Origin of the sequence: Sphingobium sp. PNB, assembly GCF_019873065.1 — a bacterium.
Taxonomy (GTDB): Bacteria; Pseudomonadota; Alphaproteobacteria; order Sphingomonadales; family Sphingomonadaceae; genus Sphingobium; species Sphingobium fuliginis.
Map to the genome: position 1 here is coordinate 1 of NZ_JAINEZ010000013.1, position 15126 is coordinate 15126.

The 15126-nt window shown below is 60.7% G+C and carries 13 protein-coding genes and 1 pseudogene; 10 read left to right on the forward strand and 4 right to left on the reverse strand.

Going from position 1 to position 15126, the window contains the following annotated elements; all coding sequences use genetic code 11:
* Positions 1-394 precede the first annotated feature (394 nt).
* Both K7W03_RS06675 and K7W03_RS06680 read right to left on the reverse strand, forming a co-directional pair.
* Positions 395-964: a DUF4142 domain-containing protein gene (locus K7W03_RS06675; protein WP_031308889.1), complete on the reverse strand. Its 570-nt coding sequence runs from the start codon at positions 962-964 to the stop codon at positions 395-397.
* A gap of 517 nt (positions 965-1481) precedes the next feature.
* Positions 1482-2318 carry an IS5 family transposase gene (locus tag K7W03_RS06680; RefSeq protein ID WP_024018979.1) on the reverse strand — a complete coding sequence of 279 codons (837 nt, stop codon included), beginning with the start codon at positions 2316-2318 and terminating at the stop codon, positions 1482-1484.
* A 769-nt stretch (positions 2319-3087) separates the two neighbouring features.
* Between K7W03_RS06680 and K7W03_RS06685 the strand changes: the two are divergent.
* Positions 3088-3453 (forward strand): annotated as a pseudogene (locus K7W03_RS06685) (transposase); the annotation flags it as partial.
* Here K7W03_RS06685 and K7W03_RS06690 read toward each other — a convergent pair.
* On the reverse strand, positions 3430-4359 hold the full coding sequence (locus K7W03_RS06690; protein WP_024018977.1) for a DMT family transporter: 930 nt from the start codon (positions 4357-4359) through the stop codon (positions 3430-3432). The pseudogene K7W03_RS06685 and the gene K7W03_RS06690 sit on opposite strands and share 24 nt — an antisense overlap.
* 137 nt (positions 4360-4496) lie before the next feature.
* Here K7W03_RS06690 and K7W03_RS06695 point away from each other — a divergent pair, with 137 nt between their 5' ends.
* The 9 genes from K7W03_RS06695 (at position 4497) to K7W03_RS06735 (ending at position 14190) form a co-directional block, all read left to right on the forward strand.
* Entirely contained in the window at positions 4497-5876 is a 1380-nt protein-coding gene (locus tag K7W03_RS06695) for an aromatic ring-hydroxylating oxygenase subunit alpha (RefSeq protein WP_008827665.1), read from the forward strand.
* A 25-nt stretch (positions 5877-5901) separates the two neighbouring features.
* Positions 5902-6426: an aromatic-ring-hydroxylating dioxygenase subunit beta gene (locus K7W03_RS06700; RefSeq protein ID WP_008827666.1), complete on the forward strand. Its 525-nt coding sequence runs from the start codon at positions 5902-5904 to the stop codon at positions 6424-6426.
* A 42-nt stretch (positions 6427-6468) separates the two neighbouring features.
* Positions 6469-7566, forward strand: a complete 1098-nt coding sequence (locus K7W03_RS06705; RefSeq protein ID WP_024018976.1) for an NAD(P)-dependent alcohol dehydrogenase — start codon at positions 6469-6471, stop codon at positions 7564-7566.
* 72 nt (positions 7567-7638) lie between these two features.
* Positions 7639-10305 (forward strand): pyruvate, phosphate dikinase, encoded by a 2667-nt coding sequence (gene ppdK, locus K7W03_RS06710; RefSeq protein ID WP_008827668.1) that lies wholly within the window; start codon positions 7639-7641, stop codon positions 10303-10305.
* A 52-nt stretch (positions 10306-10357) separates the two neighbouring features.
* Positions 10358-11320 (forward strand): dihydrodipicolinate synthase family protein, encoded by a 963-nt coding sequence (locus K7W03_RS06715; protein ID WP_008827669.1) that lies wholly within the window; start codon positions 10358-10360, stop codon positions 11318-11320.
* Positions 11321-11345: 25 nt separating this feature from the next.
* A complete protein-coding gene (locus tag K7W03_RS06720; protein ID WP_024018975.1) occupies positions 11346-12359 on the forward strand; it encodes a ketopantoate reductase family protein in 1014 nt (337 codons plus the stop codon).
* 13 nt (positions 12360-12372) lie between these two features.
* On the forward strand, positions 12373-13440 hold the full coding sequence (locus K7W03_RS06725) for a tartrate dehydrogenase (protein WP_008828091.1): 1068 nt from the start codon (positions 12373-12375) through the stop codon (positions 13438-13440).
* Between the two features lie 44 nt (positions 13441-13484).
* Positions 13485-13769 (forward strand): DUF1330 domain-containing protein, encoded by a 285-nt coding sequence (locus K7W03_RS06730; protein ID WP_008828092.1) that lies wholly within the window; start codon positions 13485-13487, stop codon positions 13767-13769.
* Between the two features lie 10 nt (positions 13770-13779).
* The gene (locus tag K7W03_RS06735; RefSeq protein ID WP_008828093.1) at positions 13780-14190 is read left to right on the forward strand and encodes a BphX family protein; all 411 of its coding nucleotides are present in this window, start codon (positions 13780-13782) and stop codon (positions 14188-14190) included.
* Here the strand turns inward: K7W03_RS06735 and K7W03_RS06740 are convergent, their stop codons facing one another.
* Positions 14191-15123 carry a 2-dehydropantoate 2-reductase gene (locus tag K7W03_RS06740; protein WP_008828094.1) on the reverse strand — a complete coding sequence of 311 codons (933 nt, stop codon included), beginning with the start codon at positions 15121-15123 and terminating at the stop codon, positions 14191-14193.
* Between the last annotated feature and the right edge of the window lie 3 nt (positions 15124-15126).

Genomic DNA, 15126 nt, shown 5'->3' on the forward strand with positions numbered 1-15126 from the left:
CCCCTCCCTGCGATCAGGCCAGACAACCGATCCTACCGGCCATCATAGTTGCCGCTGAACCGGCCATCGTAAATGTCGCCGCGCAGCCACACCATCAGCGATGGTGACCTTGCGGGCGTGTCGGGGAGCGCAATCGTCGGCAGAAGCTCTCCTCGCTCACCGAAGAGGGACGTGCTCTCGCGCAAGCGCTTTTCGAAGATCTCAGGCCCAACCTGGCGAATGCTTACTGGGGCAGCAAACGTATCGGCCGTTACGGCTGCTGACAGTGATGGAGCATCTCTGCTGGCCGGATCAGGCGAGCAATGCCGCCGGCTACAACCGCAGCATCAATGGCAGTAAACAGGTGCCGGACCAGGTCTGGGGGGCTGCGTCGACCTGGCCCGGCGGGTATCACCTATCCTGCAAGCCCGGTGGGGGTCAGCGACTTGCCGGTGGCGAGCTCGTTCTCCAGCACCGGGACCGCGGTACCGGCGACCTGCTGCAGCGCCGGGTCGGTTCCGTCCTGTGCGTAACCCTTATGCACCGCCCAGGTATCCTGCTGAACCTGCGCCGACTGGGTGAGATAGAGGTTGTCGAAAGCGCTCTTCGGCGCCTTCTGGAGCAGCTTGAGGAGGGCAGCGCGGTCGGCGGAAAGGGTCGAGGACGGCGCCTTGATCGTGCGCTGATCGTTCTTCAACGCCGCCAGCAGCGCTTTGTGGCTACTTTGCGTCTCTGCCAGAACGCGCTTCGCATAGGCCTTGACGTCATCACGCTGCGCGCGCGTCGCGGCGAGCTGCGACGCCTTGATCTGGTAAAGATTGGCGTCGGCCGCGGCGAGCACGTAGTTGGGTCCACTCTGGCTTGCGATCGGCGAGACGCCGATGTCGGCGCTGGTCATCGTTCCCGAAGTCGCCGGCGAAACAGCCTGAGCCAACACCGGAACTGGCGCCAGGGTAAGCAGCGCGGCAAATATCGCAATCTTCATCGAAATCATCCGTTGGTTTTGTTAGACATTGACCAAGATCAACGGCTCAAACGATAAGGAAACGGAACGGTTCCCTTTTTGGGTCTAATCTGGGTAAATCGGCCCGGCGCGTGACGGCGGGGGGCAGACCTTTGTCGGCGATCGGCCGCCTGATCCGCAGCGCCAGCAGCTCAGCGACATGACGCGCACCCAGCTCGGACATGGTCGCATTCTTTTCGCCATACCCGTTATCGCTGACTATCCTCGACCATGACAAGCTTCTCTCAAAGATCGCTCGTGCGGTCGATAATAAGCGGGTAGGTAATTTAGTTGTTCGCGCGCATATCACTGATGTCCGACCGGGCCAGTTGAGTGCGTCAGGTCAAGGCGTTTACCTGCTGGTATGGGGCGGGTAGACAGCGACAATCGAACTCGCGACAGACTAATTGCCGCGCGAACCTTGCACTGTGAGGATTTGACATCCAAGGCAGCGGTACCACGGTGAGCGTCGGGATTAAGAGCCGGATTCGGAAGTTTCTCAATTCTGACAAAGCCTTGCGGTTCTGCGCGTGAGCATGCGGATTGAGGCGACGAGGGCCCAAGCGGTGGACGAGGCTATGGATCGCTCCCAGTCTTTTGCGAGCCGACGACAGCGCCCGAGCCAGGCAAAAGTCCGTTCGACCACCCATCTGCGGGGCAGCACCTGAAAGCCTTTCGCCTTGTCCGATCGCTTGATGATTTCGATCGTCCATTTGCCCATGCCAACCAAGGCGGATCGTAGCTTATCGCCTGCGTAACCGCCATCGGCAAAGATGTGTCGCAGCCAGGGAAACCGTTTGCGAATGGCTGCCAGCACATCGACGGCCCCATCTCGGTCCTGAATATCGGCGGCATGTACGAGGATGAAGATGAGGAAGCCGCAGGTGTCCGTCAGGATATGTCGCTTCCGGCCTTTCACCTTTTTGCCCGCGTCATAGCCCGAGATTCCGCCACTTTCGGTGGTCTTGACCGATTGGCTGTCGATCACTCCGGCGCTGGGCGAAGCTTCACGCCCTTCGATTTCCCGCAGGTTCATGACCAGCACCGTGTTGATCGCGTCGAACAGACCGGCATCGCGCCAGGCATAGAAATAGCGCCGCACCGTCGATACCGGAGGAAAGCACTTCGGCAGAAGCCGCCACGCCCACCCGCTTGCCGCGATGTACAGCATCGCGTTCAGAACCTCGCGCATGTCGGTAGTCCGGCGTCGGCCACCTCGCCTCGCCGGTGGAACGAAAGGTGCTGCCAGCACCCACTCCGTGTCCGTCATATCCGATGGATATCGCAAACCTTCCCGACTATGCTCACGCCGGGCAATACCAGTCCATGCCACCATCCACTCCTTCTTGTCGCAAAGAGGCGTGAATCACAACATGCTGGTATTGCTCAACAACTTTCGGATCGGGCTCTGAAATATGCTTTGATATCAGCATAGCCAATTGCGGTCCTCTCGATGCAATTAGCGGCGGCGGTTCTTATCGCGTGCCTCCGGCGCCGGAGGCACGCAGCCGATTTCATTGTCCATCGATCCCCCGTCTTGATCAGATCTGCGACGAGCTGGCGCGACGCCTCCCCAATCGTTCCTACCATTCGCGCGCTCTCGCCCCGATCGCGCGCGGTCTTCATGGCCCCGTCGCCAATCGCCTGAGCAGGCGCAAGGCGGGGACCCGGCGGCACTCGACCCTTGGCTATCTCAGCCCCATAGATTTCGAACGGGAAGCTGGCGTAGCCTGGTTGAACCTATCTCGGTGTCCGCCAAACCGGCAGCCCGCTCGGTAGCAGTAGTCGTCACCGGCGAAGCGTCGAGCGATCCCGCTGAGACGGGAGCCGCGGGCGTGGTGAAGCTCCTCGATCAGCTCGCCGGATACGCCAGGGTAATAGACGCGCCTGCTCCGCGACGCGTCCGCTCATCGCGCGGTTCGCGCGTGTACTTCTCTGTAATGACTTCAACGCCGCCGACGCCGCCATGAAGGCGCGGCTTGGAAGCGACGTGCCAACGCCTTCAGTTTTAGTCCCAAGGAGATCGTCCGGTTCATCAAATCTCGGCCTAATTCCAGCCACGCGCTGGACGAGGCGAATGGGCGCGCTGTCTGGCCGCAAGCCCTGGCCGGACACTCGCCTTGCTGGTCCATAGCGCTGAGGTGCAGGATCGCGATGGCGCTGTGCCGCTGCTCAAGCAATCGCGCCAGCGCCACCCTTGCGTTGAACATATCTTCGCCGACAGCGCCTACAACAGCGATCGCGTCCGCAACGCTACCGCCATGACCGTCGAAATCGTCCGGAAATTCGCCGATCAGACCGGCTTCGTCGTCCATCCAAGGCGATGGGTCGTCGAGCGGAACTTCGCATGGAGCAATCGAAACCGACGCCTCGCCAAGGACTTTGAGCGAACCATAAATTCCGCGACTGCTCTGCTATACGCCGCAGCAGCCAGGGCCTCATTGACCTTATGTCTTGACCCGACGCGATAAGAGGATTGATGCAACCACCAACAGCGAACCGATTAGGTGGTATTTTGCGAACCGTTCTCCAAGCAGAGGTACGGCCATCAGGACCCCGAGCACCGATGGCAGGTTCATGTAGACCCCCGCGCGGCCCGAGCCGACCAAGGCGACCGCGCGATTGAACAGCGCGTAGGACAGCAGCGAAGGAAATATCCCGATATAGAGCAGCGATGCGAGCGCAGCAGGTGAAGCCACGGTCAGGCCAGCCCACCAGAGGTGCCAGGCATAGGGCACACTCAAAGCCGCGATCCCGACCCCGAACAGGACAGCCAGCAAACTGAGGTGGTGCATCGCCGGTGCGCGGCGCAGGAAGGTGGCATAGGCGGAATAGAGAAAAACCGCAATGATGGCGAGCAGATCGCCTCGGTTCAGCGCATCCCAGCGCAGATAGTCGGGATGCCCCTTGGTCATGATCCACGCGATTCCGGTGATCGAAAGGAGTGCGCAAACGAGGAGGATCGGGCGCACCCTCTCCCGAAACAGCACAACTGGCATGAGCAGGGTCATCACCGGCATGGTCGATTGCAACAGAAGATTGTTGGTCGCGGTGGTGAACTGCAGGCTTTGATAGACGAGAAAAGAAAACAGCCCCACCCCTACAGCCCCGAGGAGCCCAAGGAACCGCCAGCCGCCAACAATGGCGGGCAGGTCGTCGCGGAGGTGCCGCCAAGCGAAAGGGAGCACGAAGACCAGCGCCACCACCCACCGCCAGAACGCCAGAGTCACAGGTGAGAGCAAGTCCTTGGCCGCCCGCCCGACGATCGGATTCAGGGCCCAAAAGAACGAGGCCAGACACAGCAATAGGGCTGGTGATTGCCAGAGCCTGGACCCAAGACCAAGGATGCTGGACGTGTTGCTATCGGCATCTTGCAACCTAACATTCTCCCCACAAACGCCCCTTGAGAATCGTCCTTGCGCCAACGGTAGGTTTTGCATATGGTGCATCGCGTTGCATGTATAGCACGAATCGACTATGCGGCACTCGTAACAAAAAGCATGGGAGCGATGCGATGAATGGATCGTCGGCACTCGTCGATAACGCCGGTGCGAGCCAGTCTCGCCGGGTGTTCTGGGATCAAGATGTCTATCAGCTGGAGCTGGAGCGAATATTCTCGCGATGCTGGCTCATGCTCGGGCATGATTCGCTAGTTCCCAAACCGGGCGACTTCATTACGACGTACATGGCAGAAGACCGTGTCATCTTGTCGCGGCAGCCGGACGGTTCGCTGAAGGCGTTCATCAATTCCTGCACGCACCGCGGCAACCAGATCTGTCATGCTGACAGCGGCAGCGCCAAGGCGTTCGTGTGCAATTATCATGGTTGGGTTTTCGGTCAGGATGGTTCGCTCGTCGATGTTCCGATGGAAGAGCGGTGCTATCACAGCGATCTCGACAAATCCAAGCTAGGGCTCGCGCCGATCCGGGTCGAAACTTACAAGGGCTTCATTTTCGGCTGCCATGATCCCGAAGCGCCATCGCTTGAGGACTATCTGGGGGACTTCTGCTGGTACCTCGATACGATCTGGGACGGTCCGGACGGTGGTCTGGAACTGGTCGGGCCGCCGTTGAAAAGCACCCTCGCCTGCAATTGGAAAGTCCCGACCGAGAACTTCGTCGGCGATGGGTATCACGTGGGCTGGACGCATGCCGCCGCTCTCCAGATGATCGGGGGCGAGCTGGCTGGCCTGTCGGGCAATCGCGCCGACATGCCGTTTGACGACCTTGGTCTGCAATTCACCATGCGGCATGGCCACGGGTTTGGCCTGATCGATAATGCGGCGACTGCGATCCACGTCAAGCGCGACGGGTACGTCAAATATCTCGAGCAGACGCGGGGCGGAATTCGCGAAAAATTCGGGCCGGAGCGCGAACGGCTCTATGTCGGTCACTGGAATACGTCGATCTTCCCCAACTGTTCGTTCCTCTACGGAACCAACACCTTCAAGATCTGGCATCCGCGCGGGCCGCATGAAATCGAGGTCTGGACCTATACCATGGTGCCGAAGAATGCCGACACCGAAACTAAGCGGTCGATCCAGCGCGAAGCGATCCGTTCATTTGGTACGGCGGGAACGCTCGAAAGCGACGATGGCGAAAACATGTCGTCGGCCACCTACAACAACAACGGTATCATCACCCGAAAGGGGCGGATGAATTCGAGCATGGGCAAGGACCGCGAAGGGCCGCACCCCGTCTATCCAGGAATTGTCGGGGTCAGCTTCATCGGCGAAACCTCGTATCGAGGCTTTTATCGTTTCTGGCAAGAAATTCTCGATGCGCCAGATTGGGCCGCCATCCGGGCCAATGACGATACCTGGGATGCAATGTGGACCAACCGTAATTTCTGGCCTGAACGTCTGTCGGCGAAGCAAGCCGAGCCGCAAGACTGATCCCGACAGCAATCTGGACCGCAAGATGACCGAAACACGCAAGCCCGTAGGCATGGAACTGCATCATGCCATCGTCAGTCACTATTCCGCCGAGGTGCGGATGTTGCAAAACCAGCAATATCGCCAATGGTTCGATACTGTAATCGCCGAAGATATCCATTACTGGATGCCAGTTTACGAACAGCGGTTTGCACGTGACCGCCGCCCGGATCCAACCCCGGGGGATGCCGCAATCTACAACGATGACTATGCCGAGCTGCAGCAGCGGGTCGACCGGTTGCTGACGGGCCAGGTATGGATGGAAGATCCGCCATCACGAATCCGCTATTTCGTTACCAATGTCGAAGCATTCGAAATTGCACCGTTTGAATTCGAGGTGTTCTCCAATGTTCTGGTGCACCGCAATCGCCGACAGAGCGAAGTTTACGTGCACACGCTGGGACGCGAAGACAAGCTGCGGAAAACAGACAGCGGCTTCAAGGTATTCAGCAGGAAGCTGAATATCGACGCGCGCGTCGTGCAGGACAAGAATCTCTATTTCTTCGCATAAGCAAATTCGATCAAATAGAAATCAGGAAACGGGAGAGAAATAATGGACGCATACGCGGCAATTATTGAGCGTCAGGGTGGTGAATTCGTTCTGGATAACGTCTCAATCGAGGATCCGCGCGACGGCGAAGTGCTGGTCAAGGTTGCTGCAGCTGGCATGTGTCATACCGACCTGACGGTTCGCGATCAATATTACCCGACGCCGCTGCCGGCGGTGCTGGGCCATGAAGGTTCGGGCGTTGTCGAAAAGGTCGGACGCGGCGTGACCACTGTCAAGCCAGGCGACAAGGTCGTGCTCTCCTTCAGCTATTGCGGCACCTGTCCATCGTGCCTCAAGGGGCATCAGGCCTACTGTCCGAGCCTGTTCCCGCTCAATTTCATGGGCCGCCGCCTGGATGGTTCGACGCCGATTACCCGCCACGGCCAAGAGGTCAACGCCTGCTTCTTCGGGCAATCCTCGTTCGCGACCTATTCGATCGCGTCGGAAAACAACTGCGTCAAGGTTGCCGACGACGCACAGATCGAACTTTTGGGCCCACTGGGCTGCGGCATCCAGACCGGGGCGGGCAGCATCCTCAATGCGCTTTGTCCCGAACCTGGCTCCTCGATCGCGATCTTCGGGGCCGGGTCGGTGGGCCTCAGCGCAGTGATGGCCGCCAAGGCCTCGGGCTGCCTCAAGATCATCGCGGTTGACCGCAACGCAGGCCGCTTGGAACTGGCGCGTGAACTGGGCGCCACCGATGTGATCGACGCCAACACGGTCAACGCTCAGGAAGCGATCGTCGCGATGACCGGTGGCGGCGCCGACTATGCCATGGATACTACCGCCATTCCAGCGGTGCTGCGCTCGGCGGTGGACAGCACGCACAACATGGGTGAAACCGCAGTGGTCGGCGGGGCGCAGCTGGGCACCGAATTTTCGCTAGACATGAACAACATGCTGTTTGGCCGCAAGTTGCGTGGCGTAGTCGAAGGATCGAGCACCCCGCAGGTCTTCATCCCGCAACTGATTGCGATGCAGAAGGCCGGGCTGTTCCCGTTCGAGAAGCTCTGCACCTTCTATGATCTCGACCAGATCAACCAGGCCGTCGAGGATACCGAAAAGACCGGCAAGGCGATCAAGGCCATTCTCAAAATGTAGATCGCTTCTGGGGCGGCGCACCAATCGAATTGCGCCGCCTTGGACCTGCACCTGAACCTCAGGAATTTAACAATGTCGAGTGTGTTTCCCTTCGGTTCCGGCGTTCTGGTCGCAGGTCAGATTGACCTCGACAAGCGCGTCCTGGGCGGGAAGGGGGCCAACCTCGCCGAGATGGCGCGGATCGGGCTGCCCGTCCCGCCTGGATTCACGATCTCCGCCGGCGAATGCCTCGCTTATCTTGACCACGGCAGAGCTTCACTTGATCGCATCCGCGATGAGGTTTCGGCTGCTTTGGGGCTGGTCGAACGGGCGACGGGCAAGACGTTCGGCAATCCTCGCGATCCCCTGCTGGTCTCGGTGCGTTCGGGAGCGCGGGTATCCATGCCGGGGATGATGGACACGATCCTCAACCTTGGCATCAATGATGCGACCGTCACCGGCCTGGGCCAGTCCTCCGGGGATGAGCGGTTCGCGCTCGACAGTTATCGCCGCTTCATCCAGATGTATTCCAGTGTCGTGCTCGAAATCGAGCATGGCGTATTCGAGGCAGCCCTTGACCGCATCAAGGAAGATCGCGGCGTCGATGAGGATATCGATCTTCGAGTGGACGATCTGCGCGGCCTGATCGCGACCTTCAAGGATCTCGTGCTTGCCCATCACGGCGCGGCCTTTCCTCAGGATGTACATGAACAACTCTGGACGGCAATCGAGGCGGTGTTCCTCTCATGGGACTCACCGCGAGCCAAGGTCTACCGGCGCCTGAACGATATCCCCGGAGATTGGGGCACGGCGGTTAACGTCCAGGCCATGGTGTTCGGAAATCTTGGCGAGACCAGCGCTACCGGTGTCGCCTTTACCCGCAACCCTGCAACCGGCGAGAAGGCCTACTACGGCGAATGGCTGGCCAACGCCCAGGGTGAGGATGTTGTCGCCGGCATCCGCACGCCCCAGTATCTGACCAGGGCTGCCCGCGAAGCCGCAGGTGCGCGGCTTCCCTCAATGCAGGAAGCGATGCCGAAGGCCTATGCTCAACTTGCTGAGGTGTTCGAACTGCTGGAGCGCCACTATCGCGACATGCAGGACATCGAATTCACAGTCGAACGCGGCAGGCTCTACCTCCTTCAGACCCGTTCGGGCAAGCGCACTGCCATGGCCGCGCTCAAGATTGCCGTCGACATGGTCGAAGAGAGCCTGGTCGACGAAGTGACCGCGCTGCTCCGCCTCGACCCGGCCTCGCTCGACCAGTTGCTTCACCCCTCGCTCGATCCGAATGCGCCGCGGGTGCTGCTCGGAAAGGGTTTGCCTGCCTCGCCCGGGGCAGCCTCGGGGGGTGTGGTATTCGATGCGGAAACAGCGGAACGGTGGGCCGAATTTGGAGAGAAGGTCATCCTCGTCAGGCATGAGACGTCGCCTGACGACATCCATGGCATGCACGTCGCAACCGGCATTCTGACGGCGCGCGGCGGCATGACCAGCCACGCGGCCGTGGTCGCGCGGGGTATGGGCCGGCCATGCGTGGCGGGCACCGCCAGTCTCAAGATCGACCCGGTCGCGCGGGTCGCCGAGATCGGCGGCCAGCGGCTCGAAGAGGGCGCATTCATTACGATCGACGGTTCGACCGGCGAAGTGTTCCTGGGCGAACTACCGACAATCCAGCCCAAACTTTCGGGCGATTTCGCAACGGTGATGGCATGGGCTGACAAGCATCGCCGCCTGAAGGTTCGGACCAACGCGGAAACCCCGCTCGATTGCGAAATGGCCCGCCGGTTCGGGGCCGAAGGGGTCGGGCTTTGCCGAACCGAGCACATGTTCTTCGATGAAAGTCGGATCCTCGCTATGCGGCAGATGATCCTGGCCGACAGCGAAAAGGAACGACGCTCCGCGCTCGACCAGCTTTTGCCCGAACAGCGCGCCGACTTCCGACGAATCTTCGAGATCATGGAAGGCTTGCCAGTCACCATCCGCCTCCTCGATCCGCCGCTGCACGAGTTTCTGCCGCATACGGATAGCGAGTTCACCGAGCTTTCGCGGGCGATGGGTATTGACGTGGAGCAGGTTCGGAATCGCGCAATCGAATTGGCGGAAACCAACCCCATGCTGGGGCATCGAGGCTGCCGACTTGGCGTGGTCTATCCCGAAATATACGAAATCCAGGCTCGCGCGATTTTCGAGGCTGCGCTCGAAGTCGCGGGCGAGGCGGGCATGGCGGTCTGTCCCGAAATCATGATCCCGCTGGTCGGATTGCCGCGTGAACTCGAATCACTGAAGGATACCCTGTACAGGGTAGCTGAAGTCGTGTTCGCCGAAAAAGGCGAGCGGATCGCCTTTAGCGTTGGCACCATGATCGAGCTGCCGCGGGCAGCCCTGGTTGCCGACGAAATCGCTGCAAGCGGGGAATTCTTCTCGTTCGGAACCAATGATCTGACCCAGACTACGCTGGGCATCAGCCGCGACGATGCGGCGCGTTTCCTGGGTGCTTATGTGGAAAAAGGCATTATCGCCAAGGACCCGTTCGTCACTCTCGATATCGAAGGGGTCGGCAAGCTGATCGAAATGGCATCGCGCAAAGGGCGCGAAACTCGGCCCGACCTTAAACTGGGGATCTGCGGCGAGCACGGCGGCGATCCGGCCACGATCGCTTTCTGTGAGGAGATCGGGTTGGACTATGTCAGCGCATCGCCTTTCCGGGTGCCGATTGCCCGACTGGCTGCGGCCCAGGCGGCGCTGGCGCCTTCATGAACGGCAGATGCAAGCTGAAATTCTGAACCAAATCGAGATGAGGTGCACATCAATGGAATATGATCGTAAGGACGCCAAGGCTTGGGCTACGAAGACCGTCAGGGGCTTCTATCAGTGTCCGATTACCCCGATGACCGCCGATTACAAGTTCGATGTGGACGGTATCCGCTACAACATCGATAAATATGTCGAAATGGGCGTAGATGGCTTGGCCGTCGGCGGGTTCATCTCCGAATGTTGGAACGTCTCAGCGTCAGACTGGTTTCGCTATCACGAGATCGTCGCCGAGGCGAATGCCGGGCGGCTCGATCTGTGGACCATCGTGCTCGATCCCAGCGTCTATACCGCGATCGAGAAGATGCAGTTCGTCGAGAAGCTCGGGTATAACGGGGCTGAGGTGATCAACCCGGTTGTGCAGCTCAAGCGCGACGACGAAATCTATGCCTGGTTCAAGTTCCTGACCGACAACACCGATCTGGCCGTCTGCCTCTACCGGACCCCGGTTTCGGGAACCGTGCTGAGCTGGGACCTGATGCGCCGCCTGGCCGATATCGATACCGTGATCGGCGTCAAACAAGGTGCCATGAGCCGTGCCGAGACAATCAAAATCCGCCAGCTAATGCCCGAAGGCTTCAACACGATGGAGCCATTCGAATACTTCTTCCTCGACGATCTGCGTCTTGGCGGCACCGTTTGCTGGGGTGAATTGTCTTACATGCTGTACGGCAAGAAGCGCCATTTCGCCAAGGAATACATCCGCCTGGCGCATGAAGGAAAATGGGAGGAAGCGCGGGCCGCTTCCGATCAGCTCAGCGAAGTCCGCGAATTCTATCACGACAACTTCCTGTGGGATATCGCCCGCACCGCGACCTATGCCAGCGCACTTGCCAATGTGAAGGCCTGGTACGAAGCGATTGGCCTCAAGGCTGGCCCGATCCTGCCGCCGGTGGCTGATGTGACGCCGGAAAAGAAAGAGCAGATCAGGGCCAAGCTGGTCGAACTGGGCATTGCCTGAGCCGAACCAACGGGAATCCCAAAGCATGTCCAAGCAATTGCATTTCTGTTTCCACGGTGCCGGCGGGCTAGGCTCGGTCATCGGCGGATTCCTGGCGCGCGGCGGCCACAAGGTCACGCTGATTGCGCGCAAGCCCCATGTCGAGGCGATCCGCCGGGATGGCCTGAGTATTTCGGGTGTGCGGGCGCAATTCGTCCAGCGCGAAAACCTCTTCGCGGTCGAAACGCCCGAGGAGGTTGAAGGCGACATCGACTATTACATCCTGCTGACCAAGGCCAAGGGTACCGATCAGGCGCTGGCCGATGCGCAGGTGTTGGTCGATCGCACCGCTTGCGCGCTGACTTTGCAGAACGGCGTGGGCAAGGAAGGCAAACTCCAGGCCGCGTTTGGCAAGGACAAGGTGATCGGCGGCTCGATCATGGACGGGGCGACCCTGCTCGAACCGGGCAAGGCGCTCAATCACATGGCGGTTCCCGTCACCGCCTATTTCGGCGAGCTGGAAGGCGGGGAGAGCGAGCGCACGCGGATCATGGCCGTAGCGCTCGACGCTGCGGGCATGGGTTCGCGCTCAACTCCCGATATCGTCCATGTCCATTGGGAAAAAGTGGTTCAGGTCGGTGGAGCATCGTCGTGGAGCGCCAGTACGCTGGGCGCGCTTCCAAAGCTCGATTTTGTGGATGGTGTGGCGGTTCGCGAAGGCGCCGAACACTATGTCCACGTCGTCAAGGATCTGCTGGCGATCTACAAGGCACTTGGCTACGAACCGCAGAACTATTTCGCGCCTGTATCCAGATTGGTCGAGATTGACCGTGAAAGCTTTGAAGAGGCAGTGTACGGTGTCATGGCGATGGGCACCAGATTCAAGCCGGAAAACCGTCCCGTCCGCACCTCGATGCATGACGATCTCGTGGCGGGCCGGCGGATGGAAGTTGACGAGGTCCTGGGGCCGCTCGCGGCGGCAGCGGAGCAACTGCAGGTTCCTGCGCCAGCCTTTCTCAGCGCTTATCGGGTGCTCAAGACTTTGAACAGCTATCTGTAGGGAAAGATTGACCATGAGGCGTTATTCCATCGCCAGCATTCCGGGAGATGGAATTGGCCGCGAAGTGGTGCCTGCCGCAATCGCGGTGCTGACGGCGGCAGCGGCCAAGTGCGGTTTCGTGCTCGAATTCCGGCACTTCGACTGGAGCTGCCAGACCTACCTCAAAACCGGCAAGATGATGCCCGATGATGGGCTAGACCGGTTGCGCGATCATGATGCGGTGTTCCTCGGCGCGGTCGGCTTTCCCGGGGTACCCGATCATATCTCGCTGTGGGGGCTGCTGTTGCCGATCCGGCGCGAGTTCGAGCAGTACGTCAATCTGCGTCCGGTGCGGCTGCTGCCGGGCATCGCTTCGCCCCTGCGCGACAAGGCTCGCGGCGACATCGATTTCTGGGTGGTGCGCGAAAACTCGGAAGGCGAATATTCCCAGATCGGCGGTCGGACCGGAACTGGCGAGAACGAAATCGTCGTCCAGCAGGCGATCTTCACCCGCCGGGGCACCGACCGCATCTTGCGCTATGCCTTCGACTTCGCTCGGCGGAGCGGGCGCAGGCATGTGACCAGCGCGACGAAGTCCAATGGACTCTATCATTCGATGCCGTTCTGGGACGAGCGCTTTGCCGCGATCGGCGCCGAATACCCCGATGTTGCCGCCGATCAGTATCATGTCGATATTCTCGCCGCACGCTTTGTGATGTCGCCCGAACGGTTCAATGTGGTGGTTGGTTCGAACCTTTTTGGTGATATCCTTTCCGATCTGGGGCCGGGAATCACTGGCACCATCGCTGTGGCTCCTTCTGCTAACCTCAACCCCGAACGGCGGTTCCCTTCGATGTTCGAGCCGGTCCACGGGTCTGCCCCGGACATCGCCGGGCAGGGCATCGCCAATCCGATCGGCCAGATTTGGTCGGGTGCAATGATGCTGGAGCATCTCGGCGAAACCGAGCCCGCCGCGCTGGTGATGCGCGCACTCGAAACGGCGCTCATTGCGCCCGATATCGCGAGGACCCCCGATCTTGGCGGAAACGGGACAACTGCGGGATTTGCGCAAGCTGTTCGCAACACCTTGCTGGGGCTCTAGCGGGAAAGCTGGCGGTCCCGGCGCTGACCAAAGGAAACGGAGTGATGGCTGCCTATTTCATCGGATCGATCAAATCGCACGACGAAACCTGGGTGGCAGGCTATATGGCCGCAGTTCCGGCGCTGGTCGGACGCCACGGCGGGGAAATGGTCTGCCGTTCGCACGAGTTCGTCCGTTATGAGGGCGAGGGAGCCGCACCTGACTATGTCGTGGTGATCCGGTTTCCTTCGATGGAGGCGATCGACGCCTTCATGAACGATCCGGACTATGCGCCGCACAAGGATGCGCGCATCGCCTGCGCCACATCGGATATCTTCGCGATCGCCTGAGGAGGCCGCCATGAAGGTTCTGCGCACTTACCTGATCGCCGTGGGGATCTGGTATCTCTGCAATCTCGTGCTGCTCTGGCCGCCGGTCTATGCGGGGGCCCTGCGGCTGATCTACCCCGGTATTGCGCTGGGGCAGGGGACGCCGTCTTTCGGCCTGCTGCTTGATGCCTGGTTGATCGTTGGCATCCAACTGGCAGCAATCGGCCTCGTGGCGTTGTGGGGCGCGCGCGATCCGTTGCGCTACTGGGCGCTGGTTCCGGTGATCGTGCTGACCGAACTCGTCGGCTCCGCCTGGGACATCTATAGCGTCGTTTGGAGCGGCGAAGCCTTGTGGGTCGGCTTGACGACCTTGGCCGCGCATGCTGTGATCATGGCGGGTGCATGGTTTGCCAGGCGCGCGATGGAGCGGGATATCGTCTGATCAATCAGGTTGAAGCCCGCGGGCGCGCAGCCGCGCGAGGATTTCGTCTGTGGCCGGGCAGGGCAGGTCGGCCTGTCGCGCGAAGCGGGGTATGGCCCCACTGAGGTGGACGAATTCCGACGGTCTGCCCGCTTCGAGATCGCGCTGCAGCGAACTGGTGACGTCGGGTGGAAAGCGGCCGATGAAGTCCAGCTTCTCGTATATGCAATCGGGCGGCAATTCGATGCCCAACGCCGCTGCGATCCGTTCGACCTCGGCCATGGCCTCGCGCAAAAGCGCGCTGGCCTGGGGATGGCCCAGCACCTGACCGACCTTCAGGCCGAACGCCGGGGCCACCGCGCCGATCGTCGCGGCCATCAGGAACTTGTCCCACAACGCTGGGCGCATGTCGCCTGTCAGAGTGGTGGGGACCCCAGCGGCAATAAGGTCGCCCGCAAGGATTGCCGAGGCCTGTCCGGCAGCCGGGTCGGTTGCGCGATCGGCGACCGGGCCGGCCAGCAGCGTGGCGGGGACGCCGGTGTGGCGCACGATCCCGTCTTCCAGCTCGAAGAAGCCGTGCATGCGTGCGCCAAGCACGACAGCGCGGGGCAGGGCGGCCTGGGCGATGCCGGGTGCTTCGACCCCATTCTGCACCGTCAGCAGCGTGAAGCGGCTTCCGCGCAGTGGTTCGAGCAGGGCAAGCGCCGATTCGATCTGAAACGTCTTGGTTGCCAGGATGGCATGATCCGGCGGCGTTGCGGGATCGCATGCTGCGGACACCGGCACACGCACTTGCCGCTCGGCCCCGCCTTCGGACAGCAGCACGCCCGTGTTTCGCAAGGCCTCGAGCCGCGCTCCTCGGGCGATCAGCAGAACTTCATGCCCGGCGTTGTGCAACCGCGTGCTCAGGAAACTGCCGATTGCCCCGGCGCCGATGATGACAAACCGGCTCACCGC

Coding starts and splice junctions, on each gene's coding strand:
- K7W03_RS06720 (WP_024018975.1), top strand. CDS start 11,346: ATGTCCAAGCAATTGCATTTCTGTTTCCACGGTGCCGGCGGGCTAGGC.
- ppdK (WP_008827668.1), top strand. CDS start 7,639: ATGTCGAGTGTGTTTCCCTTCGGTTCCGGCGTTCTGGTCGCAGGTCAG.
- K7W03_RS06730 (WP_008828092.1), top strand. CDS start 13,485: ATGGCTGCCTATTTCATCGGATCGATCAAATCGCACGACGAAACCTGG.
- K7W03_RS06715 (WP_008827669.1), top strand. CDS start 10,358: ATGGAATATGATCGTAAGGACGCCAAGGCTTGGGCTACGAAGACCGTC.
- K7W03_RS06700 (WP_008827666.1), top strand. CDS start 5,902: ATGACCGAAACACGCAAGCCCGTAGGCATGGAACTGCATCATGCCATC.
- K7W03_RS06675 (WP_031308889.1), bottom strand. CDS start 964: ATGAAGATTGCGATATTTGCCGCGCTGCTTACCCTGGCGCCAGTTCCG.
- K7W03_RS06725 (WP_008828091.1), top strand. CDS start 12,373: ATGAGGCGTTATTCCATCGCCAGCATTCCGGGAGATGGAATTGGCCGC.
- K7W03_RS06735 (WP_008828093.1), top strand. CDS start 13,780: ATGAAGGTTCTGCGCACTTACCTGATCGCCGTGGGGATCTGGTATCTC.
- K7W03_RS06695 (WP_008827665.1), top strand. CDS start 4,497: ATGAATGGATCGTCGGCACTCGTCGATAACGCCGGTGCGAGCCAGTCT.
- K7W03_RS06705 (WP_024018976.1), top strand. CDS start 6,469: ATGGACGCATACGCGGCAATTATTGAGCGTCAGGGTGGTGAATTCGTT.
- K7W03_RS06680 (WP_024018979.1), bottom strand. CDS start 2,318: ATGGTGGCATGGACTGGTATTGCCCGGCGTGAGCATAGTCGGGAAGGT.